Origin of the sequence: Burkholderia sp. Bp8994 (genome assembly GCF_003853805.1) — a bacterium.
In the GTDB taxonomy this organism is placed as follows: Bacteria; Pseudomonadota; Gammaproteobacteria; order Burkholderiales; family Burkholderiaceae; genus Burkholderia.
The window spans coordinates 152,237-177,574 of sequence record NZ_QTQH01000011.1 but is presented as its reverse complement, the minus strand read 5'-3'; the positions used below and the strand labels follow the sequence as shown (position 1 = coordinate 177,574).

Below are 25,338 nucleotides of genomic sequence, written 5' to 3'. Positions count from 1 at the left end.
TTGCACCTGGCGGCGCCGTGGCGTGCACGGCTCATGTTACTTCCGACGAATTTCGCGTGATCGTCGCGTCCGGCGGTGCCGACGGACGGTCCGCCGCGCGCGCGGCGATCGTCGTCATCGGCCCGCCCGGCGGCCCGCCGCGGCGGGCGCGCACCACCCGGAGTCACCTCAAGCGCGCGTGACGGCGAGATGTTAAAGTGCCCGCTACCAACGAAGCGACCAATAATCCAGCCGGCCGCGCGGCATCCTGCGCGCGGCCGTCACGCACTTGCGTCTCCATGTCGAACACCATGACTCACCGCCAGTCCGAACTGCTGCTGAATCGTCTCGAAGCGCTGAGCTCGGGCCCGACGCGGCAGCATCTGCCCGACGGCCTGCGCGGCATCGAAAAGGAAAGCCTGCGCGTGACGCGCGACGGGATGATCGCGTTCACGCCGCATCCGCGCGCGCTCGGTTCGGCACTCACGCACCCGTCATTGACGACCGACTATTCCGAAGCGCTGATCGAACTGATCACGCCGGCGGAAGCCGACGCGTCGATCACGCTCGAACGCCTCGACGATCTGCACCGCTACGTGTATGCGTCGCTCGGCGACGAGATGCTGTGGAATAACTCGATGCCGGGCCAACTGCCGGCCGACGACGAAATCCCGATCGCCGACTACGGCACGTCGAACATCGGCCGCCTGAAGACGGTGTACCGGCGCGGCCTCGCGTATCGCTACGGCCGCACGATGCAGTGCATCGCCGGCATCCACTACAACTACTCGCTGCACGAGGAAGTGTGGCGGCGCCTGCATGCGGAAGAGGGCTCGACGGCCACGCTGGTCGACTACCAGTCCGAGCGTTATCTCGCGCAGATCCGCAACTTCCGCCGCCGCAGCTGGCTCTTGATGTACCTGTTCGGCGCGTCGCCCGCGCTTGACACGAAGTTCCTGCGCGGCAAGCCGCACAAGCTCGACACGTTCGACGCCGATACGCTGTACCGGCCATATGCGACGAGCCTGCGGATGAGCGACCTCGGTTACTCGAACACGACCGCGCAGGCCGCGCTGCAAGTCGACTACAACACGCTGCCCGGCTATCTCGACGCGCTGTCGAAGGCCGTGAGCGAGCCGTATCCGCCATACGAGGCGATCGGCACGCATCGCGACGGCGAGTGGATCCAGATCAACACGAACGTGCTGCAGATCGAGAACGAGTTCTACTCGACGATCCGGCCGAAGCGCGTCACGTATTCGGGCGAGCGCCCGCTGCATGCGCTCGCGTCGCGCGGCGTGCAGTACATCGAAGTACGCTGCCTCGACATCGATCCGTTCGAGCCGACCGGCATCGCGCTGGAGACCGCGCGCTTCATCGACGCATTCCTGCTCGCGTGCGCGCTCGACGAGAGCCCCGCGCTCGACTGCGACGCGTACAAGGAAGCGAACGCGAACTTCGGCAGCGTGACGATGGACGGGCGCAAGCCCGGGCTGACGCTGACGCGCGACGGCCAGCCGGTCACGCTGCAGGCGTGGGCGGACGACCTGATGACCGATATCGAAACCGTCGGGCGCCGTCTCGACGAGATCCGCGGTGGCGACGAGCATGTGCGTGCGATTGCCGCGCAGCGCGAGAAGCTCGCCGATCCGGAGCGCACGCCGTCGGCGCGCGTGCTGCGCACGATGCGCGAGAACGGGCAGTCGTTCCTCGCGTTCGCGTGCGCACACAGCGAAGCGCATGCCGCGCATTTGCGCGCGAACCCGCCGTCGGCGGAGACGATGCGCGCCGAGCAGGCGCTCGCCGCGAAGTCGCTGGCCGAGCAGGCCGAGCTGGAAACGAAGGAGGCCGGATCGTTCGACGCGTTCGTCGCGGCCTATCGTGCGTATACGCTGAACCGCTTCAGCGTTTGATGGCCGCTGCCCGCTGCCCGCTGCGCATTGCGCGGCGGGCAGGCCGGTTGCGCAGTCACGCGCCCGGCCCGGTTTCGTCCACTTCAGTGATGCGCGTACGTGTCGCGATCGACCACGTGCGGCAGTGCCGGTTTTCCTGATTCCACATTCGCATGGCCGTTGCTGCCGTAGCCGGCCGCGTCGCCGCGCGCCTGCGCGGCGCGCTGCATGACCGCCTGCATGTTTTGCGGAAAGTCCGGGCTGCTGGCGAGACTCGGCCGGTAGCCGGCGGCCTGCAGTTCCGCGAGTTCCTGGCGAACTTGCGCGCGCGTCAGCGTCGACGCTGCCTGGGCCTGGGCGGCGACAGCCGAGCCGATCAGCAGGAATGCGCACGCCGCAAGTTTTATGGTCTTCATCGTGTTTGCTCCGTGAGGTATCCGGCGCCGCGCCCTTCGTCGGCGCGGGCGGAATCGATGCAGCCAGTCTAGGCTTCGGACGCCAAACGAAACACCCCGCGTGCCGTCAGTCACCTTTGTCGCCTGAGCAACATTGCGCCGGCGGCATGCTGGCGTGCGTGTCAGTGCGGCGCCAGCCGCCGTTCAGCGTGCGGCGGATTCCGTGTGTCGACGCCGCGCGCATCGGGCTTGCCCTCCTTGTGCAAGCGCGATGCGCCTCCTAACCTTTTTTAAGCGACCGATCGGTCGGCGCTGCGGCATGGTTGCATGCGCAAGCGTCGGGTGATCTTCGCCGTCGTGGAACGCACGTTTGATACGGGACAGGAGCAAGCGCTAAAGCGCCAACTCCTGTTGACCGCGAAGCATGGGACAGGAGCAAGCGCTAAAGCGCTAACTCCTGTCGACCGCGAAGCATGGGACAGGAGCAAGCGCTAAAGCGCCAACTCCTGTTGACCGCGAAGCATGGGACAGGAGTAAGCGCTAAAGCGCTAACTCCTGTCGACCGCGAAGCATGGGACAGGAGTAAGCGCTAAAGCGCTAACTCCTGTCGACACGGAGACACGATGAATCCCACCGCAACCCTGCCGCCCGGCATCCTGTTCGCGCAGCCGTTGACGCCCGTCGCCAACTCGCTGTTCCTGTCGTTCCTCGTTGCCGTGATCCCGATCGCGGTCGCGCTGATCGCGCTCGGCGTGCTGCGCCGGCCGGCATGGCAGGCGTCGCTCGCCGGCCTCGTCACCGGCCTCGCGGTCGCGATCGGCGCGTGGGGCATGCCGGCCGGCCTCGCGTTCAACGCGGTCGGCGCCGGCATGGCGCTCGCGGTCGTGCCGGTGATGTGGATCGTGTTCAACGCCTTGCTGCTGTACAACATCGCGGTGAAGTCGGGCCGCTTCGACCAGTTCCGGCAGTGGATGCTCGACCACCTGCCCGACGACCGCCGCCTCGTGCTGCTCGTCGTCGCGTTCTCTTTCGGCTGCCTGCTCGAAGGGATCTCCGGGTTTGGCACGCCGGTCGCGATCACCAGCGCACTCTTGATCGCGCTCGGCTTCCCCGCGCTCGAAGCGCTCACCTACACGCTGCTGTTCAACACGGCGCCAGTCGCGTTCGGCGCGCTCGGCGTGCCGATCACCGTGCTCGGCGCGGTCACGTCGCTGCCGCCCGCGACGCTCGGCGCGATGGTCGGCCGGCAACTGCCGTTCTTCGCGCTGCTGCTGCCGTTCTACGTGGTCGGCGCGTACGGCGGCCTGCGCTCGATCTCGAAACTGTGGCCCGCGCTGCTCGTGTCGGGTGCGAGCTTCGCGATCGCGCAGTTCGTCACGTCGAATTTCCTCGGCTACCAGCTCACCGACGTGCTGTCGTCGCTCACGTCGCTGATCGTCACGATCGGCTTCCTGCAGGTGTGGAAGCCGCAGCCCGATCCGCAATACGCGCTCGCGCGCAGCGTGCCCGCGACGGCCGGCGCCGCGCGCGCGGGCTTCGGCGGCTGGCTGCCGTGGATCGTCGTGTCGGTGGTCGTGATCGTCTGGGTGCACGCGAACATCGCGGCGATCGGCGACGTGAAGATCAAGTGGCCGGGCCTGCACAACGCGGTCTTCGTGTCGCTGTACCACAAGCCGTATGCGGCGATCTGGGACTTCCAGCCGCTCGGCACCGGCACCGCGATCCTCCTGTCGGCGATCATCACGGCCGTGCTGACGCGCACCGGCGCCGGCGCGTTCCTCGAATGCGTGGTCAAGACGTGGCGGCAGACGTGGATCGCGATCATCACGGTGATGATGATCGTCGGGCTTGCGTACCTGCTGAACTACTCGGGAATCAGCTACACGCTCGGCACCGGTGTCGCGTCGACCGGTGCGCTGTTCCCGCTCGTGTCGGCGTCGCTCGGCTGGATCGCGGTGTTCCTGTCCGGCAGCGACACGTCCGGCAACGCGCTGTTCGGCAACCTGCAGGTGGTCGCCGCGCGGCAGCTCGGCCTCGATCCGGTACTGATGGCCGCGACCAACTCGTCGGGTGGCGTGATGGGCAAGATGATCTCGCCGCAGAACATCGCGACGGGCGTCTCGACGACCGACCTGAAGGGGCAGGAAGGCATCGTGTTCGCGCGCACGTTCTGGCACAGCGTGATCCTCACACTGTTGCTCGGCGTGCTCGTGTTCCTGCAGCAGCACGTGCTGACGTGGATGATCCCCGCGCTGCCGAAGTGACGCGCGGCGGGAAGCGGCAAGGAAGGCACGAGGAACACAACGACGGAAGGCGCGGGAACAACGCGGGAACAACGCGGGAAACGCGCCCGGAAAAGCGCCGGGAAGCGCGAAGGGAAAAACGCGAAGCCGACGAACGCGCGGCGGCTCAGCGCGCGTTCACCGGCCGCGTCGCGTGCGTTGCGTCGCGGGTCGCGGACTGCGCCGGTACGATGCACGCGAGGAACGCATCGATCGCCGGGCTTTGGCGGCGCGCCTTCAGGTAGTACACGTATTCGTCGATCGTCGTGTCGACGCCGCGCAGCGCGACGACGCGCAGGTCCGGGTGACGCTCGGCCTCGCCGCGCGGAAACAGGCTTCCGCCCACGCCATGCAGGATCGCCTCGCGGATCGCTTCGCGGCTGCCGATCTCGGCGACCGACGTGGCCGCGACCCCGGCCGCCGCGAGGATCGTCTCCGTGCAGCGACGCGTGACCGACCCTTCCTCGCGAATCAGGAGCCGCACGTCGGCGAGCTGCGCGGCGTCGATCGCGTCGAAGCGTGCGAGCGGATGGTCGCGATGCACGACGAGCACGAGCGGATCGGTCGAGATCACCTTGCGTTCGAGGCCGTCCGCGTCATTGCGCTGCGACGACACCGCGAGGTCGATGCGGAATTCGTGCAGCGCCTGCAGGATTTCCTCGGAATTGCCGATCCGGCACGTGAGCGCGATCGACGGATGCGCGTGCGAGAAGCGGCCGACCGCGTCCATGATGTAGTACGGCCCGGTCGCGCCGATCCGCAGATGGCCTTCGAACAGGCCGCCGACGTTGCGCAGCATGATGTCGGCCTGCGCCTCGAGCGCGATCATCTTCTCGACGAGCGGCAGCAGCTCGATGCCGGTCTCGGTGACCTCGAGCTTGCGGCCGCTGCGATAGAACAGCTCGACGCCGTACAACTGCTCGACCTGCCGGATCTGCGCGGCGATCGTCGGCTGGCTCACGCCCAGGTGGCGCGCGGCGCGCGTGATGCTGCCCTGCCGGACGGTCGCGTGGAACGCCTTCAGCTGATCGAACACGACTCGGCTTCTCCCCCCTCTTCATCGCGCGTCAGCGTAGCGCATGCGTGTGTCGGCCACGTGAAAGGTGCGTCGTGCGCCGCTTCGAAAAAAAGCTGGGGGTGACCGCAAGAAACCTGCTGGAACCGGTCACGGCCGGGACATGCCGGTGCGGAGTAATAGCGGCAACGCACCGACCGCCGGCCCCGCTCGACCGGCGCCACCCTTACCGACCCACAGGATCCTCCTCATGTCCGCCACCAATCGACGCGATTTCCTGCGCCTCGCCGCCCAGTCGGCCGGCGCGATGGCCGCCTACGCCGGCTTCCCGCCGGCGATCCGCAAGGCGCTCGCGATGCCGGCCGCCTATCGCACCGGCACGATCCGCGACGTCGAACACGTCGTGATCTTCATGCAGGAAAACCGCTCGTTCGACCATTACTTCGGCGGGCTGCGCGGCGTGCGCGGCTTCAACGACCCGCGCCCGCACCTGCTGCCGAGCGGCGCGCCGGTGTGGCAGCAGCCGCCGGCGTCGGTGTTCACGAAGAACTACCACTCGCGCGGGCTCGACCCGTCCGCGCCGTACGTGCTGCCGTTCTACCTCGACCCGAAGCAGACGACCGAATTCCAGCCGGGCACCAACCACGGCTGGAGCAGCGGCCACCTGTCCTGGAACAACGGCCAGTGGGACCAGTGGGTGAACCAGAAGCAGGACGTGCTGACGATGGGCTACCTGAAGCGCCAGGACCTCACGTACCACTACGCGCTCGCCGACGCGTTCACGATCTGCGATTCGTACTTCTGCTCCGCGCACGCCGACACGGCGCCGAACCGCATCTACCTGTGGACCGGCACGATCGATTCGCGCAACGTCTACGGCACGCAGCCGAACGGCCCCGGCATCGGCGAGCGCAACAACACGAACGGCTACACGTGGACGACCTACGCGGAACGCCTCGAGAACGCGAAGATCAGCTGGAAGCTGTACCAGGGCGGCACGGGCATCCCGGGCGACCCGACGGACAACTACACCGACAACTCGCTGATGTTCTTCAAGCGCTTCCAGGTGAAGGAAGGCGCGAGCGGCCCGCTGGTCGACAAGGGCGCGTCGGACCACACGCTCGCCGAGCTGAAGGCCGACGTGCAGGCGAACCGGCTGCCGCAGGTGTCGTGGATCGTGTCGCCGTACAAGTACAGCGAACACCCGCAGGCGTCGCCGACCGACGGCGCGTTCTACATCAACATGGTGCTCGAGGCGCTGACGTCGAACCCGGAGGTGTGGGCGAAGACGGTGTTCATCCTCAATTACGACGAAAACGACGGGCTGTTCGACCACGTCGTGCCGCCGGTGCCGCCGGTCAGGAGCGGCGTGGGCGGCCAGGGCATCGTGTCGTCGAACCTGCTGTCGAACCTCGGCGACGAGCTGCTCGACCTGAACAAGTACCCGGGCGAGATGAGCCCGCTCGTGCCGGGTGCGGACCCGGGCGGCATCCAGCCGATCGGCCTCGGGCCGCGCGTGCCGCTGATCATCATCTCGCCCTGGACGAAGGGCGGCTGGGTCTGCTCGGAGACGTTCGACCACACGTCGGTGCTGCGTTTCCTCGAAGCGCGCTTCGGCGTGCAGGAGCCGAACATCAGCGCGTGGCGCCGCTCGGTCTGCGGCGACCTCACGTCGGCATTCGATTTCTCCGCGCGACCCGATACGCGCACGGTGAGCTTCACGGTGCCGCAGCACATCCAGACGGCCGGCCAGGCGTACCAGGTGCCCGCGCAGCAGTCGATGCCGGCGCAGGAGCCCGGCACGCGTCCGGCGCGGGCGCTGCCGTACGAGCTGTTCGTGCATGCCCGCGTGAACGGCCGCGACGACAGCGTGTCGCTCGATTTCGCGAATTCGGGTGACGCGGGCGCCGCATTCTACGTGTACGACCGCCGCAATCCGGCGACGCCGCCGCGCCGTTACGCGGTGTCCTCGCACGACCGCTTCGCCGATACCTGGAGCACGTCGGCCGCGCGCGGCGACTACCATCTCGCCGCCTATGGCCCGAACGGCTATCTGTGCGAATTCCAGGGCAACACGCGGCTGGCCGCGGACGGCCGCCACGCGAACCCGGAAGCGAAGATCGGCTACGACGTGCGCAACCGCCACGTGTACCTGCAGCTGCGCAACAGCGGCGGCGCGGCGTGCCGCGTGGTCGTCGACAACGCGTACAGCCATGCGCATGCGCGCAGCTACACGCTGGAGCCGGGCGAGCGCATCGAGGATCACTTCGAGCTGTCGTCGAGCCACGGCTGGTACGATCTGACGATCACCGCGACCACGCTGCGCGGTGGCGACGACAAGGTCGTGCGCCGCTTCGCGGGCCACGTCGAGACGGGGCGGCCGAGCCAGAGCGACCCGGGGCCGGTGAAGCAGACGGCCTGACGGCGGGCCCGCATCGAGCGGTTCGGCGTGCTCACGCCGGCCGCACGATGCCGCGTGCCGGTTGCATTCCGGCACGCGGAACCGGTTTTTGGAAACTGAAAACTGTTGACAATATATCGGGCCGAGGGTATATAACGATCATTCGCCGACATGGCGCCCTCGTTTTTCTTCCGCAGCGTCGCTGCCTGCCCGACCATGACTGCCCCGAACGCGCTCAACGCCATCGAACTCCTGCAAAGCCAGTCGCTCGCGATGATTGTCCAGGACATGCTCGAGCGCGCGATCGTGTCCGGCGAATATGCGCCGGGCGAGAAGCTCAACGAAGTCGATATCGCGACGAAGCTGAACGTGTCGCGCGGCCCCGTGCGCGAAGCATTCCGCGCGCTCGAGCAGGCCGGGCTGCTGCGCAACGAGAAGAACCGCGGCGTGACGGTGCGCGTCGTGCCGCTGCGCGAGGCCGAAGAGATCTACGAAGTGCGCGCGATGCTCGACGAGTCGGTCGCGCGCGCGCTCGCGAAACGCATTTCGCCCGACACGCTGAAGGTGCTGAAGGGCATCATCCAGTCGATGAAGGATGCCGCGAAGACGCACGACGTCACGCGCTATACCGAGCTGAACGTGCAGTTCCACGACGCGATGGTGGTCGGCGTCGGCAATACGCATCTCACCGACACCTATCGCCGGCTCGTGCGCCAGCTCGGGCTGCTGCGCCAGGCCGCGATCGAGGCCGAGGAGGATGCGATCGCGGTGTCGGCGGCCGAGCACGACAAGATCGTGCAGGCGCTCGCGAGCGGCGACGAGGAGAAGGCGGTCGCACTGGTGCGCGAGCATGTCGCGCACGGCCTCGCGCGGATGCGCCGCACGCACGAGCAGGGGTTGCCTGCGGCGGGGAAGGCGGCGCGGGAGAAAGCCGGCGCGTGAGCGGGTTGCGGCGCGGGTTTCACCGCGCGTCGATGGCGACAGGGCGCTGAACCGATCGGTCAGCGCCTTTTGTTTTTTGCATCGCTGGCGCGGTTACTTGCGGTGCGTGATGTTCGTCGCGCCTGACGGGTTCAGTTCCCGCCGAAGGTGACGAGATCCGAGCCGATGGTGGTGATCGTCGGCGCGTTGATCATTTGCCGCTCCGTTTATCGAAGAGATCGTCCAGAACCCAGCCGGTGCCAGTCTCGCAGCTCACCTGTGTGTAGGCGTAAATTTTTGCGGCGCGATCCGTCAATGGCACGCAGGATTCGCCTTTCTTGATCGTAAAGACGGGCTGGGTTCGATCGTCATTCGGCTCGGCGAAGGCAGGCATGTCTTGAAGCGCCATCCATTTTTCATCTATGTGTTTCGAGCATGCGCTGATCATCACGATGAGTGCGGGCAATAGAAGAAACCGTGTCATTTCTTCGGATGTCGTCGGACGAGTTGATGAGGGAGTCGATGGTATCGCGTTGCATGCCGATTTGTTGGCAATGCAGATAATTCAAGACGCTATCGATGCAACGCCCCGCTTCGAACGTTTTCTGCTCGTACGACTCCATCGAACCCGATAGCGGCATGTTGGAATCGTGGACCCGAAGATATGGATCGTGTGCGGCAGGACGCGTCCTATATTCATGCGGCTATTTGCATGCAGCGCCGCCGGTTCGAGAGAAGACGCCACGCTGGTGATTTGACTTGTTCTATCGAAGGTTTTCGCGTGTTCGCGATCTGGTGAGGTGATACACGCGTTTCGATAAAAATTGGCGATGCCGCAACGTTCACGAGCGCTGTGCGTTACTTGCCCCTTTATTGCATGGCGCCCGCCATCACGCCTTGTCCGCCTTCCCCGCCGCGCTCGCGAACTTCGCGAGCCACGTATCGACCATCGCCGGCCGCCGGCTTTCGTCTTCCGCACGCTCCTTGCGACGAATCGCATTGCGCACCACGTGCGCGCCCACATAGCGGATCGGCTCCGGCGGGAAATGGCCGAGTGGGCCGCGCACGATCGGGCTGCGCGTCCACGCGTTGTCGAGGCCGAGCACCAGCGACGACAGGATCTGCCCGCCCATGTAGGTCGGCCCGACGCCGTTGCCTGAATAGCCGAAGCCGTAGAACACGTTCGGCGCGCCATCGAGGCGGCCGAAGAACGGGAAGCCCGTCACCGAGCGGTCCGACGGGCCGTTCCAGCTCGCGGTGACCGGCACGCCCGCGAGCGACGGGAAGAATTCGCGCAGGCTCTGCGAGAGCTGCGCCTCGTACGGCGAGCGCCGGTCGAACACCGGCGCGATGCGGCTGCGCCACGAGAACGTGTTGCCGCCCTTGCCGAGCATCAGCCGGCCGTCGGCGGTCGTGCGGTAGTAGTACACGAAGATCCGCGAATCGAGCACCGACACGCCGTCGACGAGCCCGGTCCGTTCCAGCAGTTCCGGGCATTTCTCGGTGATGACCATGTCGCTCGACACGACCGCGATCGTGCGCTCGAACTGCGGGAAACGGCTCGCCATCCACGCGTTGATCGCGAACACCAGCTTGCCGGCGCGCACGCTGCCGGACGGCGTCCGAACGACGGCCGGCTGCCCTGGCGTGAAGTCGACGAGCGGCGTGCGCTCGTAGATCCGGATCCCCATCTCGAGCGCGACGCGGCGCAGCCCGCGCACGAGCTTGCCCGGATGCACGGTCGCGGCGATCGGCGAGTACACGCCGTCGAGATTGCGGGCCGAGCCCGAACGGCGCGCGACTTCAGCTGCCGGCAGCGGCTCGTAGCTGTGGATACCGCACGCGGCGAGCGCGTCGAGCACCGGCGCGAGCGTGCCGACCTGCGCGCGCGACGTCGCGGTGTACAGCGTGCCGTCGAGCCGCAGTTCGGCATCGATGCGATGCGTGCGACAGAAGTCGGCGATGTGCTGGACGGCCGCCTCCGACGCCTTCACGAGCCGGATCGCCTCCGCTTCGCCGAACAGGCGCCGCAGCGTCAGGAATTTGGCTGACCACGTGAGCAGGCACCCGCCGTTGCGCCCGCTCGCGCCGGCGCCGCACAGGTCGGCCTCGAGTATCGCGATGTCGAGCGCCGGGTTCTGCTGCTTCGCCTGGATCGCGGTCCAGAGCCCCGTGAAGCCGCCGCCGACGATGCAGACGTCGGCCTCTATCGTGCCCTGCAGCGCGGGGGCGAGATCGCCGTCGTTGAACAGTGCTTGTTCGATCCAGAAGGGTCGCATCGGATGTCGTGCCGGTAAGGGTCGAGAGAATTGCCGTGCCGCACACGGCGGTAAAACGCAAAACGAAAGCGAACCCGCCGCACCGCAACGCACGGCGACCGGCCGCGCGCCGCGGTACGGCGGATGCAGCGCGTCAGGCCGCCGCTTCGGCCGACACGCGCCGCACGCCCATCGCCTTCAGCGTGTCGGCGATCGCGGCGACCGCGCCTGGAATGCCGGCCTCGCCGAAGTGGCCGATGCAGCCGACGCGGAACGTGTCGACCTCGGTCAGCTTGCCCGGATACAGAATGTAGCCGCGCTTTTTGACCTCCTGATAAAACCGCTTGAAGTCGTAGTTCGGATCGTCCGGCGCATGGAACGTGACGATGATCGGTGCCTGGATCGCGGAATCGAGGAACGGCCGGAACCCGAGCGCGCGCATTCCGTCGATCAGCGCGCGCGTGTTGCGCTGGTAGCGGCCGCCGCGCGCGGCGAGCCCGCCTTCGTCGACGTATTGCGCGACGGCCGCATCGAGCGCCGCAACCACGTGCGTGGGCGGCGTGAAGCGCCACTGCGTCGTGCGCTGCATGTAGACCCACTGGTCGTACAGGTCCATCGCGAGCGAATGGCTGTTGCCTTCGCAGCGTTCGAGCGCGGTGCGCTTCGCGATCACGAAGCCGAGCCCCGGCACGCCTTCGAGGCACTTGCCCGACGCGGCGATCACCGCGTCGAACGGCGTCGTGCGCGCATCGATGTCGATCGCGCCGAACGAGCTCATCGCGTCGACGATCAGCCCGCGGCCGTGTTTCGCGACGACCTGCGCGACCTCGTGCAGCGGGTTCAGCACGCCGGCGCCGGTTTCGCAGTGCACGAGCGCGACGTGCGTGATGGTCGGATCGCCGGCGAGCGCGCGCTCGACGTCGGCCGGATCGACGCGGCGGTCCTCGCTGTAGTCGATCGTCGTGAGCTTGCGGCCGAGCACGCGGCAGATCTTCGCGAGGCGCTGGCAGTACGCGCCGTTGTTCGGCACCAGCACGTGGCCGTCGCGCGGCACGAGCGTGCCGATCGCCGCCTCGACCGAGAACGTGCCGCTACCCTGCAGCGGCACGCATTCGTGCGTGCCTTCGCCGTGCACGATCTGCAGCAGCCGTTCGCGCAGCCGTGCGGTGATCGCGTTGAAGTCGCTGTCCCACGAACCCCAGTCGCGCAGCATCGCGTCGCGCGTGCGCTCCGAGGTCGTCAGGGGGCCGGGGGTGAGCAGGATGGGCTGGGTGGCGAGCGTCATGGTGTCTCCTTGGTGAAGTCGGGACGTCACGTGAATGCGGCGAACGGATCAGCGGCGGTGCGGGGTGCGCCAGGCCTGCGTGCGGCGCAACAGGCGGTGCGAGATGCAGGCGAACAGCACGCACGCGAACGACGAGGTCGCGAGCACGAGCGTCGCCATCGCGGCGGCCGGACCCATCTGGCCCGCGTCGTCGAGGTTCAGGATCGCGACGGAGGCGGGCTGCGTGTCCGGCGAGTACAGGAACGCGACGGCGGAGACCGTCGTCATCCCGTTGACGAACAGGTAGCGCGCGATCAGCAGGATCGCGGGCAGGCACACGGGCACGGTCACGCGCAGGAAGGTCTTGTAGAACGGCACCTTCAGCGACGCGGACACGGCCTCGAACTCGCTGTCGATCTGCCGCAGCGCGGTGACGGCGGTCAGGTGGCTCGACGCGTAGTAGTGGACGACCGTGACGATCGCGAGCAGCCACAGCGACCCGTACAGCCCGTTGAGCGGATTGCCGGGCGCGTTGAACAGGAAGATGTAGCTGATGCCGAGCACGAGGCCCGGCACGCCCATCGGCAGGATCGCGCACAGGCTGATGAAGCCGCGCAGCCAGCGTGCGCCGCGGGTCTTCTCGATCAGGTAGGCGCCGCCGAACACGACGATCGTGCCGCCGAGCGCGACGGTCGCGGCCATCCGCAGGCTGTTCTTGTACGCGTCGAAGATGCCGGCGCCGATCAGTCCCATCTCGTAGTGCTGCAGCCCGACGCTCATCTGGTACGGCCAGAACTTCACGAACGACGCGAACACCGAGATGCCGACCACCGCGATGAAGAACGCGCACACCAATGCGCAGTACGCGAGCATCGCGGCGTCGAATCCGCGTGACGGCTTCGGCTGGTACGGCGTCGAGCGCGCGCCGAGCTGCGACTGCTGGCGGCGGCGGATGAAGAAGTCGACACCGAACGCGACCAGCGCCGGGCACAGCAGCATCAGGCTCACGACCGCGCTGCGGTTGAAGTCCTGCAGCCCGATGATCAGCTTGTAGATGTCGGTCGACAGCACGTTGTACGAGCCGCCGATCACGACCGGCACGCCGAAGTCGTTGATGCACATCGTGAAGGCCACCATCGTCGCGCTGATCAGCCCGTACTTCGCGCCCGGCAGCGTGATCGTGAAGAACTTGCGCACGCGGCTCGTGCCCATCGCGTCGGCGGCTTCGTAGAGCCGGCCGTCCGCGAGCGACAGCGCGGTGACGAGGATCATCAGCACGTGCGGAAACGATGCGTACACCATGCTCAGCACGATCCCCGGCAGTCCGTAGATCGAGTGGCCGTGCAGCAGCGGCTTGAGCAGCCCCGCGTTGCCGAACCAGTAGATGAACGACACGGCGGACAGCAGCGTCGGCGCGAGCAGCGGCAGTAGCGCGATCGTGCGTGCTGCGTTCTTCAGCGGCATGCACGAGCGTGTCAGCGCATACGCGAACGTGAACGCCATCGGCACGACGATCATCGTGACGAGCGCGCCGACCGTCAGCGAATGAAGCATCGAGCGCAGCACGCCGCTGTCCTCGAGATACTCGACGAAGTTGTGTGCGCCGACGAAGCGGCCGTCCGTATCGACGAAGCATTTCTGCACGACGAGCGCGAGCGGCAGCAGCAGGAACAGCGACATCAGCGCGGCCATCGCGACGAGCGCGAGCTGTGCGAGGCGGTCGTGCCAGTGCGTGAGCTGCCGCACGTCGGCGGAGGCGGCCGCGCCGCGGCGGCGTTCGGTGAGGACGGCGCTCATTGCAGTCGCTCCTTCGCGCTCGGGAACACGCGGACATGCTCGCGATCGAGCGCGAGGTCGATGCGTGCGCCGGCCTGCACGCCGGTGCGGTCGACGTCGTGATACGACAGGTCGGCGACGACTTCCTGGCCGTCGAGCCCGTCGATCCGGAAGCTCACGCGACAGAACGCGCCGAGGAACTCGAGCTTCTCGACGCGGCCGGCCAGCACGTTGTCGGCCGTCTCGCCCGGAATGCGGATGCGCAGATCCTCGGGCCGCACGTAGACCGACACGGCCGCGCCCTGGGCCGGCCGGTTCGCGCCATGCCGGCAGTCGAAGCCGATGCCGCCCGCGCGCAGCGTGCCGTCCTGCGCGACTTCGGCGGGGATCGTGTTGACGCGGCCGATGAAGTCCGCGACGAACGGCGACGCGGGCTGGCGGTAGATTTCGAGCGGCGTGCCGATCTGCTCGATCACGCCGTGATTCATCACGACGATGCGGTCGGCCATCGACAGCGCCTCTTCCTGGTCGTGCGTGACCATGATCGTCGTCACGCCGAGCCGCTGCTGCAGCGCGCGGATCTCCTGGCGCAGCCGCACGCGCACGCGCGCATCGAGTGCCGACAGCGGCTCGTCGAGCAGCAGCAGGCCGGGCGACGTCGCGAGCGCGCGCGCGAGTGCGATGCGCTGCTGCTGGCCGCCGGACAACTGACCGGGATGCTTGCGATGGCTGTCGGGCAGGCCGACCAGCGCGAGCAGCGTATGCACGCGCTCGTGGATCGCGTCGCGCTTCATCCTGCGGTTCACGAGCCCGTACGCGACGTTGTCGAAGACGGTGAGGTTCGGAAACAGCGCGTACGACTGGAACACGATCCCGTAGTCGCGCAGTTGCGGCGGCAGCCGCGAGATGTCGCGGCCGTCCTGCATGATGTGGCCGGCGCTTTGCGCCTCGAGCCCCGCGATGATCCGCAGCAGCGTGGTTTTCCCGCAGCCGGACGGCCCCAGGAAGCAGATCATCTCGCCCTTCATCACGCTGAGGTTGATGTCGGTGAGGACCTGTGTGTCGTTGTACCGCTTTTCGATGCGTTCTACGCTCAGATAGGGTGCCATGCACGCCTCCACGCTGCGGGCGGCCCGGATGCGGGCCGGATACGACGATCGGAAGGGAGGCGGGGCGGCGCGTGTCGCGGCCCCGCTGCCTGGTGCGGCGTTATCGCCGCGTCATTGCTGTGCTTTCGCCCCGTAGCGCTTCTGCCAGGTATCGAGGATCGACTGACGGTTCTTCGCCGACCACACGAAGTCGTTCTTCACGAGCAGGTCCGCGTAGTTGTCGGGGATGCCGGCCAGCTTGCGCGCGACGCCCGGGTACGCGACGATCGCCCACCAGCGCGCGGTGATCTGGTTCGCGTCCTTGCTCGCCATGAAGTCCGCGAGTTTCTTCGCGGCGTCGGGCTGCCTGGTCGTCTTCATGATCGCGGTGCCTTCCATGTCCCAGCCGAGCCCTTCCTTCGGGAACACGAGATCGATCGGCGCGCCCTGCGCCTGCAGTTCATGACCGCGGAACTCGAACGAGATGCCGATCGGGAATTCGCCGGTGCCGGCGAGCGTGCACGGCTTCGAGCCCGAATGTACGTACTGCGCGACGTTCTTGTCGAGCGCGTCCATGAATTTCCAGCCGCGGTCGTCGCCGAAGGTCTGCAGCCACGCGGTGACGTCGAGATAGCCGGTGCCCGACGACACCGGGCTCGGCATCACGATCGCGCCTTTGTAGACCGGCTTCGTCAGGTCTTCCCACGACGTCGGCTTCGGGATGTTCTTCGCCTGCGCGGCGACGCGGTTGTAGCAGATCGTCGCGCCCCACACGTCCATGCCGACCCAGTGCGGCGGCGTGTTCGCGTCGCTGTACTTGCGCGTGAGCTGGTCGAAGCCCTTCGGCGCATACGGCATCAGCATCCCCTGCAGGTCGAGCAGCGTGAGGCTCGATGCGGCGAGGCCGAGGATGACGTCCGCGCGCGGGTTGTTCTTCTCCGCGAGCAGCTTCGCGGTGACCGAGCCGGTCGAGTCGCGCACCCAGCGGATCTCGATGTCGGGGTTCGCTTTCTCGAAGGCGTCCTTGTAGGGCTTCATCGCCTCGTCCTCCAGCGCGGTGTAGACGAGCAGCGACGTCTTCGCATGCGCCGCCTGCGCCGCGCCGAGCGCGACCGCGGCGGCCAGCGCGACGCGCGCCGCGCCCGTCGCCCATGCATTGAAACGCTTCTGTACCGGCACTTCGTTCATCTTCAGACCCCTTGACCGTGGCGCCGCGGCATGCGGCGGATGAGTGGAGACCAGCCCTCTTCGTACTGCCTCGTGTTTCCGTCTTTTGCTTTCTGTTCTCTGCATGTTGTTGACAATCTACAAATCATCAATTTTAATGTCAAGCATGGAAAACACCTCCTCGGCGCGGCGCGGGCGCCGACAGCTCAACCCCTTCGAACCGAAAGGACTGAACGTCATGACTGAAACGCCTGTATCCGTGGAAGTGAACGGCCGCCGCTACAACTGGATGCGCCGCCCCGTGGTGGTGGTCTGCGTCGACGGCTGCGCCTATGAGTATCTCGAGATGGCGGCCGAGGCCGGCGTCGCGCCGTTCCTGCGCACGCTGCTGAAGCCGGGCACGGCGCTCAAGGGCGAGTGCGTGGTGCCGAGCTTCACGAACCCGAACAACCTGTCGATTGTTACCGGCGTGCCGCCGGCGATCCACGGGATAAGCGGCAACTACTTCTACGATCGCGACACCGGCGCCGAGGTGCTGATGAACGATCCGAAGTACCTGGTCGCGCCCACCGTGCTCGCGACCTTCGCGGAACAGGGCGCGCGCGTCGCGGTCGTCACCGCGAAGGACAAGCTGCGCCGCCTGCTGGGCAAGGGGCTCAAAGGCATCTGCTTCTCGTCGGAGAAGGCCGACGAGGCGAGCCTCGAGGAAAACGGCATCGACAACGTGCTCGAGCTGGTCGGCAAGCCGGTGCCGAGCGTGTACAGCGCGGACCTGTCGGAGTTCGTGTTCGCGGCCGGCGTGCGCCTGCTCGAGACGCGCCCGATCGACCTGATGTACCTGTCGACGACCGATTACGTGCAGCACAAGTGCGCGCCCGGCACCGACGGCGCGAACGCGTTCTACCAGATGATGGACGCGTACCTGAAGCGGCTCGACGAACTCGGCGCGATCGTCGCGATCACGGCCGACCACGGGATGAACGCGAAGCACGACGGCGAGACCGGCGAGCCGAACGTGATCTATCTGCAGGAGCTGTTCGACGACTGGCTCGGCCACGACGCGGCGCGCGTGATCCTGCCGATCACCGATCCGTACGTCGTGCACCACGGCGCGCTCGGCTCGTTCGCGACCGTCTACGTGCCGGACGACGCCGATCCCGACGCGCTGCGCGCGCGGCTCGCCGCGGTGGACGGCATCGAGGTCGTGCTGACGGGCGCCGAAGGCTGCGCGCGCTTCGAGCTGCCGCCCGAGCGGATGGGCGACCTGATCGTGATCTCGAAGCAGGACGTCGTGCTCGGCACGCGCCGCATCAAGCACGACCTGTCGGGCCTCGACGTGCCGCTGCGCTCGCACGGCGGGATCTCCGAGCAGATCGTGCCGCTGATCTTCAGCAAGCCGGTCGCGACCGACGTCGCGGGCCGCGCGCGGCTGCGCAACTTCGACATCATCGACATCGCGCTCAACCATCTGCAGTGACGCGGACGCATCCGCCAGGAGACACTCATGAACGCCATTGCAGCATCGACGAAGGTTCGCACGGTTCATCGTGAAGCACTGCGAATCGATGGTGAAAGGATTCAGCGCGATGCGGTGATCGAGGTACGCAACCCGTACGACGGCTCGCTCGTCGGCACCGTGCCGAAGGCGACGCTCGACGACGTGCGGCGCGCATTCGCGGTCGCGCGTGCGTACCGGCCGTCGCTCACGCGCCACGAACGCGCGGCGATCCTGCGCCGCGCGGCCGACATCGTGCGTGCGCGCACCGCCGGGATCGCGGCGCTGATCACGGCCGAGGCCGGCTTGTGCATCAAGGATTCGACGTATGAAGCCGGGCGCGTGGCCGACGTGCTCACGTTCGGTGCGGGCGAAGTGCTGAAGGACGACGGACAGATCTTCTCGTGCGATCTGACGCCGCACGGCAAGAAGCGCCGCGTGTACACGCAGCGCGAACCGCTGCTCGGCGTGATTTCCGCGATCACGCCGTTCAACCATCCGATGAACCAGGTCGCGCACAAGGTCGTGCCGTCGGTCGCGACCAACAACCGGATCGTCGTGAAGCCGTCGGAGAAGGTGCCGCTGTCGTGCTACCTGTTCGCGGACATCCTGTATGAAGCCGGCCTGCCGCCGCAGATGCTGCAGGTGATCACCGGCGACCCGAAGGAGATCGCCGACGAGCTGATCACGAATCCGGCGATCGACCTGATCACGTTCACCGGTGGCGTGTCGATCGGCAAGTCGATCGCGGCGCGGATGGGCTACCGGCGCGCGGTGCTGGAACTCGGCGGCAACGATCCGATCATCGTGATGGAGGACGCCGATCTCGACGAAGCGAGCACGCTGGCGGTGTCGGGTTCGTACAAGAACTCGGGGCAACGCTGCACCGCGATCAAGCGGATGCTCGTGCACGAGGCGGTGGCCGATCGCTTCACCGAGCTGGTCGTCGAGAAAACCCGCGCGTGGGCCTACGGGAACCCGGCCGATCCGTCGGTCGACATGGGCACCGTGATCGACGAAGCGGCCGCGAAGTTCTGCGAGCAGCAGGTGAACGACGCGATTGCGCGCGGTGCGCGGCTGCTGGTCGGCAACGTGCGCGACGGCGCGCTGTATTCGCCGACGGTCGTCGATCGCGTGACGCCCGACATGCCGCTCGTGAAGTACGAGACGTTCGGGCCCGTGTCGCCGATCATGCGTTTTCGCGACATCGACGAGGCGATCCGGATGTCGAACAGCACCGACTATGCGTTGTCGTCGTCGGTCTGCACGAACCGCTTCGACAGCATCACGCGCTTCATCACGGAGCTGGAAGTCGGCAGCGTGAACGTGCGCGAGGTGCCGGGCTACCGGCTCGAGCTGACGCCGTTCGGCGGCGTGAAGGATTCGGGCCTCGGCTACAAGGAAGGCGTGCAGGAGGCGATGAAGAGCTTCACGAACACGAAGACCTACTCGCTCCCGTGGTAGGCGGTGTGTGATGCACACGCGCCGGCTCGAAGGCCGGCGCGTGCAATTTCCCCATGGCGGGAGGCGGCCGTGACGGCCGCCTCGCGACGGTCAATCGTCGTCGTGATGGTGATGACGCCAGCCGCGATGCCAGCCGTTGTCGTGCCGGTAGTAGCGGTAACGGTATTCGCCGTAGTACGGGCCGTAATAGACCGGCGCCGGCTCGTACACGACGGGCGGCGGCGGCGCGTAGTAGACAGGCGGCGGCGCCTCGATCACGGGCCCCGGCACGCCGAAATACACGCCGACGTCGGCACGCGCGAACGCACTTGCCGACAGGCAGGCGGCCGCGATGCCGACGGCACTGGACAACAGGATGCGTCTCATTTGCCGTTCACTCCGTCCGCGGGGACCAGGCCCGCGAGCAATCGTTTTACCTGCCTTCATGGTACGTAGCGCATGCCCAATGGGTGATACCGCAGTGTCGCTTCTGTAACCGCAGGTAACGGTTCGTCAGACGATCGCCGCGCTGCATCGCGTGGGATTTCGTCTGCGGAATGGGCGCGGCTCGCCGGCGCGTTATTCGACGCGCTCATATCGTTAGCGGATTTGCGTTTTTGCCGGATATCGGCGCGTCGGTAGAATTCGCGGACCTCTCGCGCGGCCGTTCGGGCCGGCGGGTCCACTCCCTTCCATCGTTCGGGGTCCGCACCATGAAATTCCTTCGCTCCATCCTGGTCGTCGCATTGCTGCAGGCCACTGCCGTCACGAGCGCGCTGGCGGCCGACGATCTCGCGCAGATCAAGTCGGCCGGCGTGTTCCGGGTCGGCACCGAAGGCACGTACGCGCCGTTCACGTATCACGATGCGTCGGGCAAGCTGACCGGCTTCGACGTCGACATCGCGAGCGCGATCGCGCAACGGCTCGGCGTGAAGGCGGAGTTCGTCGAAGGCAAGTGGGACGGGCTGATCGCGGGCCTCGACGTGAACCGCTATGACGCGGTCGTCAACGAAGTGTCGATCACCGATGCGCGCAAGGCGAAATACGATTTCTCGACGCCGTACATCACGTCCCGCGCGGTGCTGATCGTGCGCGCGGACAACACGTCGATCCGCTCGTTCGACGACCTGAAGGGCAAGAAATCCGCGAACACGCTGACCAGCAATTTCGGCAAGCTCGCGGCCGCGCACGGCGCGGACGTGGTGCCCGTGCAGGGCTTCAACGAATCGATCGACCTGCTGAGCGCGGGACGCGTCGACGCGACGATCAACGATTCGCTGTCGTACCTCGATTTCCGCAAGCACAAGCCCGACGCGAAACTGAAGATCGCGGCGACCGACACGAGCGGCGCCGGCGATGCATCGGGCGTGCTGCTGCGCAAGGGCAGTCCCGCGCTGGTGGCGGCGATCGACAAGGCGCTCGCGGACATCAAGGCCGATGGCACCTACGCGAAGATCTCGCAGAAGTACTTCGGCCGCGACGTGTCGCAGCCGTGACGCGAGGCTGACCGATGCCGCCCTGGCTGCACTTGATGGCGGAATCGCTGCGGCCCCTGCTGGTGGCAGGGCTCGTGTTCACGGTTCCGCTCACGCTCGCGTCGTTCGCGATCGGCCTGCTGCTCGCGTTCGGCGCGGCGCTCGCGCGCCTGTTCGGGCCGCGCTGGGCGCAGGCCGCCATACGTTTCTACATCTGGCTGTTTCGCGGCTCGCCGCTGCTCGTGCAGCTGTTCGTGATCTTCTACGGACTGCCAAACGTCGGCATCGTGCTCGATCCGCTGACCGCCGCCGTGATCGGCTTCTCGCTGAACGTCGGCGCGTACAACGCCGAGGTGATCCGCGGCGTGATCGAATCGATCCCGAAAGGGCAGTGGGAAGCCGCGTACTCGATGGCGATGACGCGCGCGCAGGCGCTGCGCCGCGCGATCCTGCCGCAGGCCGCGCGCGTCGCGCTGCCCGCGCTGTCGAATTCGTTCATCTCGCTGGTAAAGGACACGTCGCTCGCGGCCGTGCTGACCGTTCCCGAGATCTTCCAGGCCGCGCAGCGCATCGCGGCCGTCACCTACGAGCCGCTGATCCTCTATACCGAAGCCGCGCTGATCTATCTGCTGTTCAGCTCGGTGCTCTCGTCGCTGCAGCGTCGGCTCGAGCTGCGCTTCGGGCGCCATGCGCTGTTCCATGCGGAGTTGCGATGATCCGTCTCGAACGCATCGACAAGTCGTTCGGCGCGCAGCGCGTGCTGACCGGCATCGACCTCGCATTGCAGCCCGGCAGCGTGACCGCGTTGATCGGGCCGTCCGGCAGCGGCAAGAGCACGCTGCTGCGCTGCGTGAACCTGCTCGAAGTGCCGGAGGCGGGCGCGCTCACGGTCGGCGACGCCCGCATCGACTTCGCGGCGGGGCGCCGCCCGTCGCGCGATCACGTGTTCGCGGTGCGCCGTCAGACCGGCATGGTGTTCCAGAACTTCCAGTTGTTTCCGCACCTGAGCGTCGTGCAGAACGTGATGGAAGGGCTCGTGACCGTGCAGCGCTGGCCGCGCGAGCAGGCGCGCGAACGGGCGCTCGCGTTGCTGGACAAGGTCGGTATCGCCGACAAGGCCGACGCATGGCCCGCGACGTTGTCGGGCGGCCAGCAGCAGCGCGTGGCCATCGCACGCGCGCTCGCGCCGTCGCCGCAGGTGTTGCTGTGCGACGAGCCGACGTCCGCGCTCGATCCCGAATTGTCCGTCGAAGTCGTCGAAGTGCTGCGCCAGCTCGCGCGGGAAGGCACGACGATGCTGATGGCCACGCACGACCTGCGCCTGGCTGCGTCGGTCGCGCACGATGCGGTGTTTCTCGCGGATGGCCGCGTGGTCGAGGCCGGTGCGTCGCGCGAGCTGTTCGGGCGGCCGCGCGATCCGCGCACCGCGAAGTTCGTCGCGACGCTCGCGCAGGGCGTGCCGGCCTTCTGATTTGCTACGCTACGCGGCTGCGTGGGCGATCAATCCTGTCCGTGCGCGTCGAGCACCGCGGCGACGATCGCCTCGGGCGCATCCTCCTGGACCAGGTGCCCCGCGCGCGGCACGCGGATCAGCTTTCCGCCCGTGATGCGATCGGCGAGCGCCTGCCCCTGTTCGCGCGGAATCCACGCGTCGTCCTCGCCCCACACGATGCGCACCGGAAAGTCCGGCGGCGCATAACGGGCCTCGGCTTCCTCGATATAGCGTTGGCGCATCTGCGCGATCTGCCGATAGAACGCCGGCTGGCCGGCCGGCGTGAGCCACGGCGAGCGGTAGATCGACAGCACGTCGTCGCTCAACGGCCGTGCGACCGCATTGCCGATATAGGCCGACACGAGTGCGTGATGCGCGTACGCCGGCAGCCCGGTGAACGCGGCTTCGTGCTGCGCGACGTGACGCACGAACGGCGAGCCTTGCGGCGCGATCGCGACGGGGTTCACGAGTGTCAGGTCCGAATACGCGATACCGTCGAGGAAATGCGCGCGCAGCACGGTTGCGCCGCCGTAGTCGTGCGCGAGTACGCGCGGGCGTGAAAGTTTCCATTCGGCGAGCAGCGCGCCGAACAGCACGTTCTGCCGGCCGAGCGAGACGTCCGTGTCGGGCATGTCCGACTGGCCGTAGCCGAGCAGGTCGTAGAAGAACACGCGATGACGCCGTGCGAGCCACGGCGCGATGCGGCGCCACACCTGCGACGAGAACGGCGTCCCGTGCACGAGCACGAGCGGCGGCCCTTCGCCGAGCGTGCCCCATGCGATCCGGTGACCTTCAAAATTGTAGCGATTGGCGAGCTCGAGCATCGGCGCCTCCGTGCTAACCTGTTTTGGTTGTTAACAGGTTACGCCTGTTCGCTCGGATGTGAAACCGATAGGTGAAAATAAATGGTTACTCGACACGAGCCTGCGCGAGCGGCGCATACATGGCGTGCGGCCGATTTCGTCGGCGGCCATCCGGCGCTCGATTTCCTGAACACGGTGGCCGACACGGGCAAGACGCGCGATGAGGACAAACTCGTCGACTGGCCGGCCGTGCGTGCCTGGGCCGGGAAGTCGGGGTTGCTGGCGGAGGCCGACCTGACGCGGTTTCTGCGTCATCCCCGGCAGGACGGCGCGGACGAACTCGTCGCGCTGCACGGTTTTCGCGAGGATGCGTATGCGGCGCTCGCGCACCTGACCGCCGGCGAAGGCGGCAGTGCCGGCGCGCGAGCGGCGGACCGGCTCGCCGAGGCGATTCGCGATGCGATCGGGCGCAGCAGATTCGACGCGGTCGACGGCCGCTTCGCATGGCGGCCCGATGCGCGCGCCGCGTCGCGCTGGATCGACGCGGCCGCGCTCGGGTTCGAGCATCTGCTGCGCGGCGACGATTTCGCGCGCGTGCGCCAGTGCGGCCGCTGTACGTGGTTCTTCGTCGATCGCGGCCGCGGCGTCGGACGCCGCTGGTGCGACATGCGCACGTGCGGCAACCGAGCGAAGGTGGAGGCGTTCAGGGAGCGGTGAAGCCGTGGTCGCGACGTTGACGGCCCGGTTTTTCCGCGTTCGTCATTCGGCGAGTTCGTGCGGCCGAGGCTCGGGCCACAGCGCCCCGACGACGAACAGTCCGGCGACGAGGAACGGCGCGCCGATCGCGAACAGGATGGCCGTGAGCCCCCACCGGTCCCAGAACCGGTCGATGACCGCGCGCTCGGGCGTGACGGGGTCGTACAGCACGTCGACCACCTCGCCTTCGTACAGTCCGGGGCGCGACGAGGTCGAGCCTTGCGCGAACGTGACGGGGCGGCCGCTGTCGGTCGTGAACGCGATGGTCGCCGAATAGAGCGACGTGCGCGTGCGGGACGACTGGGCGGTTTCGGCGATCTCGACGACATGGCCGGTCGAGTGCGCGTAATGGCGGGCGATCTGCCACTGGCGCAGCCCGGCGGCGCCGGCGCCGGCCAGGAAGCCGGTGCCGATCGCGATCGGAATCAGCACGATCGCGATGTTCCAGCGGCGCCGGACCCCTGTGCGGGCGGCCGGCGCGGGCAGCGCGTCGGCCTGCCGGCCGCGGCGCGCACTCACATACAGCAGGCTGCCGATCGCCAGCGATGCGACTGCAAGCAGCGCCGGCACCGCGACGGGCAACCAGCGTTGCGTGAAATCGTCGATCAGTGCGGGACGGTTCGGATGGGCCGGATCGACCAGGACGTCCACGCTTTCGCCGATGTCGTAGGCCGGGACCACCGATGCGGTATTGCCGGCGACTTCGCGGCGGCGGCCGTCGTTCGCCAAATAGGCGACGATCGGGCGGTATGCACGCATCGCGTCGCTGTCCTGCACGATGCGCACGACCGTGCCCGGCGTACGGATCAGGTCGCCGGCCGCATGGCTCGCGGTGACGGCGAGCATGGCTGCGACCACGAGCAGCGCAACGCCGAGCGCGAGTGCGACGAGCGCGTCCTTACGCGGCATGGCCGGATCCGTAGTGCGCGTCACGCGACGGGCCCGGATGCGATCGGGGGAAGGAGGCGACACGATGTGCGTGCCGTTGTCGGCGTGACCATGCCCTCTGAATGGTCGCGTCTCGTTCACATGATTCCATGTCTGACGTCCCATGCTCTCTCAGTGCCGGCGGCGATACGGCGATCGCCGTCCCGGTCGTGTGATATTTTGTCGGACGATTCTAGCGGAAAGTACCTCGGCGAGGCATCAATGTGATTGCGTGTCGCGAGGAGGGGCCGAGGCCGGGCGGCGCCGGAAATGGAAAAAGGCCGGTCAGCTTGCGCTGACCGGCCTTTGGAATTCCTGGTGGGGCGTGAGTGACTCGAACACTCGACCTACGGATTAAGAGAACGTAAGGCGAAAATAAGGGGCAGATTAAAGCAAGGAAATATAGGGGCCGGAGGTTCGCGCCTCGGCAGGCGGTGGAAGTCCTGATGAAAACGGCGGCACGGTTTCCCGGTCGACATACCTAGCGAGGTGCAGGTCGTCGAGGGCTT

Annotated in this window: 22 protein-coding genes; 10 read left to right on the top strand and 12 right to left on the bottom strand. The window is 67.2% G+C overall.

Features of this window, described 5'->3' with window-relative positions; all coding sequences use genetic code 11:
* Positions 1-278: 278 nt before the first annotated feature.
* On the top strand, positions 279-1,892 hold the full coding sequence (gene gshA / locus DIE04_RS14515; RefSeq protein WP_185500353.1) for a glutamate--cysteine ligase: 1,614 nt from the start codon (positions 279-281) through the stop codon (positions 1,890-1,892).
* 83 nt (positions 1,893-1,975) lie between these two features.
* Here the strand turns inward: gshA and DIE04_RS14510 are convergent, their stop codons facing one another.
* The gene (locus DIE04_RS14510; protein WP_124520577.1) at positions 1,976-2,287 is read right to left on the bottom strand and encodes a DUF4148 domain-containing protein; all 312 of its coding nucleotides are present in this window, start codon (positions 2,285-2,287) and stop codon (positions 1,976-1,978) included.
* Positions 2,288-2,889: 602 nt separating this feature from the next.
* On the opposite strand from DIE04_RS14510, the gene DIE04_RS14500 reads away from it, so the two are divergent.
* Positions 2,890-4,530 (top strand): L-lactate permease, encoded by a 1,641-nt coding sequence (locus tag DIE04_RS14500; protein ID WP_124486726.1) that lies wholly within the window; start codon positions 2,890-2,892, stop codon positions 4,528-4,530.
* 145 nt (positions 4,531-4,675) lie between these two features.
* On the opposite strand, the gene DIE04_RS14495 is transcribed toward DIE04_RS14500, so the two are convergent.
* Positions 4,676-5,584 carry a LysR family transcriptional regulator gene (locus DIE04_RS14495; RefSeq protein WP_124520576.1) on the bottom strand — a complete coding sequence of 303 codons (909 nt, stop codon included), beginning with the start codon at positions 5,582-5,584 and terminating at the stop codon, positions 4,676-4,678.
* Positions 5,585-5,813: 229 nt separating this feature from the next.
* Between DIE04_RS14495 and DIE04_RS14490 the strand changes: the two genes are divergently transcribed.
* Together DIE04_RS14490 and DIE04_RS14485 are read left to right on the top strand one after the other, a co-directional pair.
* Positions 5,814-7,985, top strand: a complete 2,172-nt coding sequence (locus tag DIE04_RS14490; RefSeq protein WP_124520575.1) for a phosphocholine-specific phospholipase C — start codon at positions 5,814-5,816, stop codon at positions 7,983-7,985.
* Between the two features lie 195 nt (positions 7,986-8,180).
* Positions 8,181-8,906 carry a phosphonate utilization associated transcriptional regulator gene (locus tag DIE04_RS14485; RefSeq protein ID WP_044847361.1) on the top strand — a complete coding sequence of 242 codons (726 nt, stop codon included), beginning with the start codon at positions 8,181-8,183 and terminating at the stop codon, positions 8,904-8,906.
* Between the two features lie 190 nt (positions 8,907-9,096).
* Here the strand turns inward: DIE04_RS14485 and DIE04_RS14480 are convergent, their stop codons facing one another.
* From DIE04_RS14480 to DIE04_RS14450, 7 genes are all read right to left on the bottom strand, one after another.
* Complete coding sequence (locus DIE04_RS14480; protein WP_124520574.1) at positions 9,097-9,294, bottom strand: hypothetical protein; 198 nt, start codon at positions 9,292-9,294, stop codon at positions 9,097-9,099.
* A 7-nt stretch (positions 9,295-9,301) separates the two neighbouring features.
* Entirely contained in the window at positions 9,302-9,526 is a 225-nt protein-coding gene (locus tag DIE04_RS14475; RefSeq protein ID WP_124520573.1) for a hypothetical protein, read from the bottom strand.
* Between the two features lie 249 nt (positions 9,527-9,775).
* Complete coding sequence (locus DIE04_RS14470; protein WP_124520572.1) at positions 9,776-11,164, bottom strand: FAD-dependent oxidoreductase; 1,389 nt, start codon at positions 11,162-11,164, stop codon at positions 9,776-9,778.
* A 133-nt stretch (positions 11,165-11,297) separates the two neighbouring features.
* Positions 11,298-12,428 carry a 2-aminoethylphosphonate--pyruvate transaminase gene (locus DIE04_RS14465; protein WP_124486721.1) on the bottom strand — a complete coding sequence of 377 codons (1,131 nt, stop codon included), beginning with the start codon at positions 12,426-12,428 and terminating at the stop codon, positions 11,298-11,300.
* Between the two features lie 48 nt (positions 12,429-12,476).
* Entirely contained in the window at positions 12,477-14,204 is a 1,728-nt protein-coding gene (locus DIE04_RS14460) for a putative 2-aminoethylphosphonate ABC transporter permease subunit (protein ID WP_124520571.1), read from the bottom strand.
* Positions 14,201-15,292: a putative 2-aminoethylphosphonate ABC transporter ATP-binding protein gene (locus DIE04_RS14455; RefSeq protein WP_124520570.1), complete on the bottom strand. Its 1,092-nt coding sequence runs from the start codon at positions 15,290-15,292 to the stop codon at positions 14,201-14,203. The genes DIE04_RS14460 and DIE04_RS14455 overlap by 4 nt, the downstream gene beginning before the upstream one ends.
* A gap of 111 nt (positions 15,293-15,403) precedes the next feature.
* Complete coding sequence (locus tag DIE04_RS14450; protein WP_124520569.1) at positions 15,404-16,459, bottom strand: putative 2-aminoethylphosphonate ABC transporter substrate-binding protein; 1,056 nt, start codon at positions 16,457-16,459, stop codon at positions 15,404-15,406.
* Positions 16,460-16,676: 217 nt separating this feature from the next.
* Here DIE04_RS14450 and phnA point away from each other — a divergent pair, with 217 nt between their 5' ends.
* Positions 16,677-17,915 carry a phosphonoacetate hydrolase gene (gene phnA, locus DIE04_RS14445; protein WP_124520568.1) on the top strand — a complete coding sequence of 413 codons (1,239 nt, stop codon included), beginning with the start codon at positions 16,677-16,679 and terminating at the stop codon, positions 17,913-17,915.
* Between the two features lie 27 nt (positions 17,916-17,942).
* A complete protein-coding gene (gene phnY / locus DIE04_RS14440) occupies positions 17,943-19,397 on the top strand; it encodes a phosphonoacetaldehyde dehydrogenase (protein ID WP_124520567.1) in 1,455 nt (484 codons plus the stop codon).
* Positions 19,398-19,487: 90 nt separating this feature from the next.
* Here phnY and DIE04_RS14435 read toward each other — a convergent pair whose 3' ends face one another.
* On the bottom strand, positions 19,488-19,763 hold the full coding sequence (locus DIE04_RS14435; RefSeq protein WP_124486715.1) for a hypothetical protein: 276 nt from the start codon (positions 19,761-19,763) through the stop codon (positions 19,488-19,490).
* A 326-nt stretch (positions 19,764-20,089) separates the two neighbouring features.
* On the opposite strand from DIE04_RS14435, the gene DIE04_RS14430 reads away from it, so the two are divergent.
* From DIE04_RS14430 to DIE04_RS14420, 3 genes are read left to right on the top strand one after another with little or no spacing between them, the layout of a single operon-like run.
* Positions 20,090-20,872 (top strand): amino acid ABC transporter substrate-binding protein, encoded by a 783-nt coding sequence (locus DIE04_RS14430; protein WP_124520566.1) that lies wholly within the window; start codon positions 20,090-20,092, stop codon positions 20,870-20,872.
* 14 nt (positions 20,873-20,886) lie between these two features.
* A complete protein-coding gene (locus DIE04_RS14425; protein ID WP_044847337.1) occupies positions 20,887-21,567 on the top strand; it encodes an amino acid ABC transporter permease in 681 nt (226 codons plus the stop codon).
* Positions 21,564-22,322: an amino acid ABC transporter ATP-binding protein gene (locus tag DIE04_RS14420; RefSeq protein ID WP_124486713.1), complete on the top strand. Its 759-nt coding sequence runs from the start codon at positions 21,564-21,566 to the stop codon at positions 22,320-22,322. Before DIE04_RS14425 ends, DIE04_RS14420 begins: the two co-directional genes overlap by 4 nt.
* Before the next feature lie 29 nt (positions 22,323-22,351).
* Here DIE04_RS14420 and DIE04_RS14415 read toward each other — a convergent pair whose 3' ends face one another.
* Complete coding sequence (locus DIE04_RS14415) at positions 22,352-23,167, bottom strand: alpha/beta fold hydrolase (protein WP_124520565.1); 816 nt, start codon at positions 23,165-23,167, stop codon at positions 22,352-22,354.
* A gap of 81 nt (positions 23,168-23,248) precedes the next feature.
* On the opposite strand from DIE04_RS14415, the gene DIE04_RS14410 reads away from it, so the two are divergent.
* Positions 23,249-23,863 carry a CGNR zinc finger domain-containing protein gene (locus DIE04_RS14410; protein WP_124520564.1) on the top strand — a complete coding sequence of 205 codons (615 nt, stop codon included), beginning with the start codon at positions 23,249-23,251 and terminating at the stop codon, positions 23,861-23,863.
* A gap of 42 nt (positions 23,864-23,905) precedes the next feature.
* On the opposite strand, the gene DIE04_RS14405 is transcribed toward DIE04_RS14410, so the two are convergent.
* Positions 23,906-24,955 (bottom strand): DUF3592 domain-containing protein, encoded by a 1,050-nt coding sequence (locus tag DIE04_RS14405; protein ID WP_124520563.1) that lies wholly within the window; start codon positions 24,953-24,955, stop codon positions 23,906-23,908.
* Between the last annotated feature and the right edge of the window lie 383 nt (positions 24,956-25,338).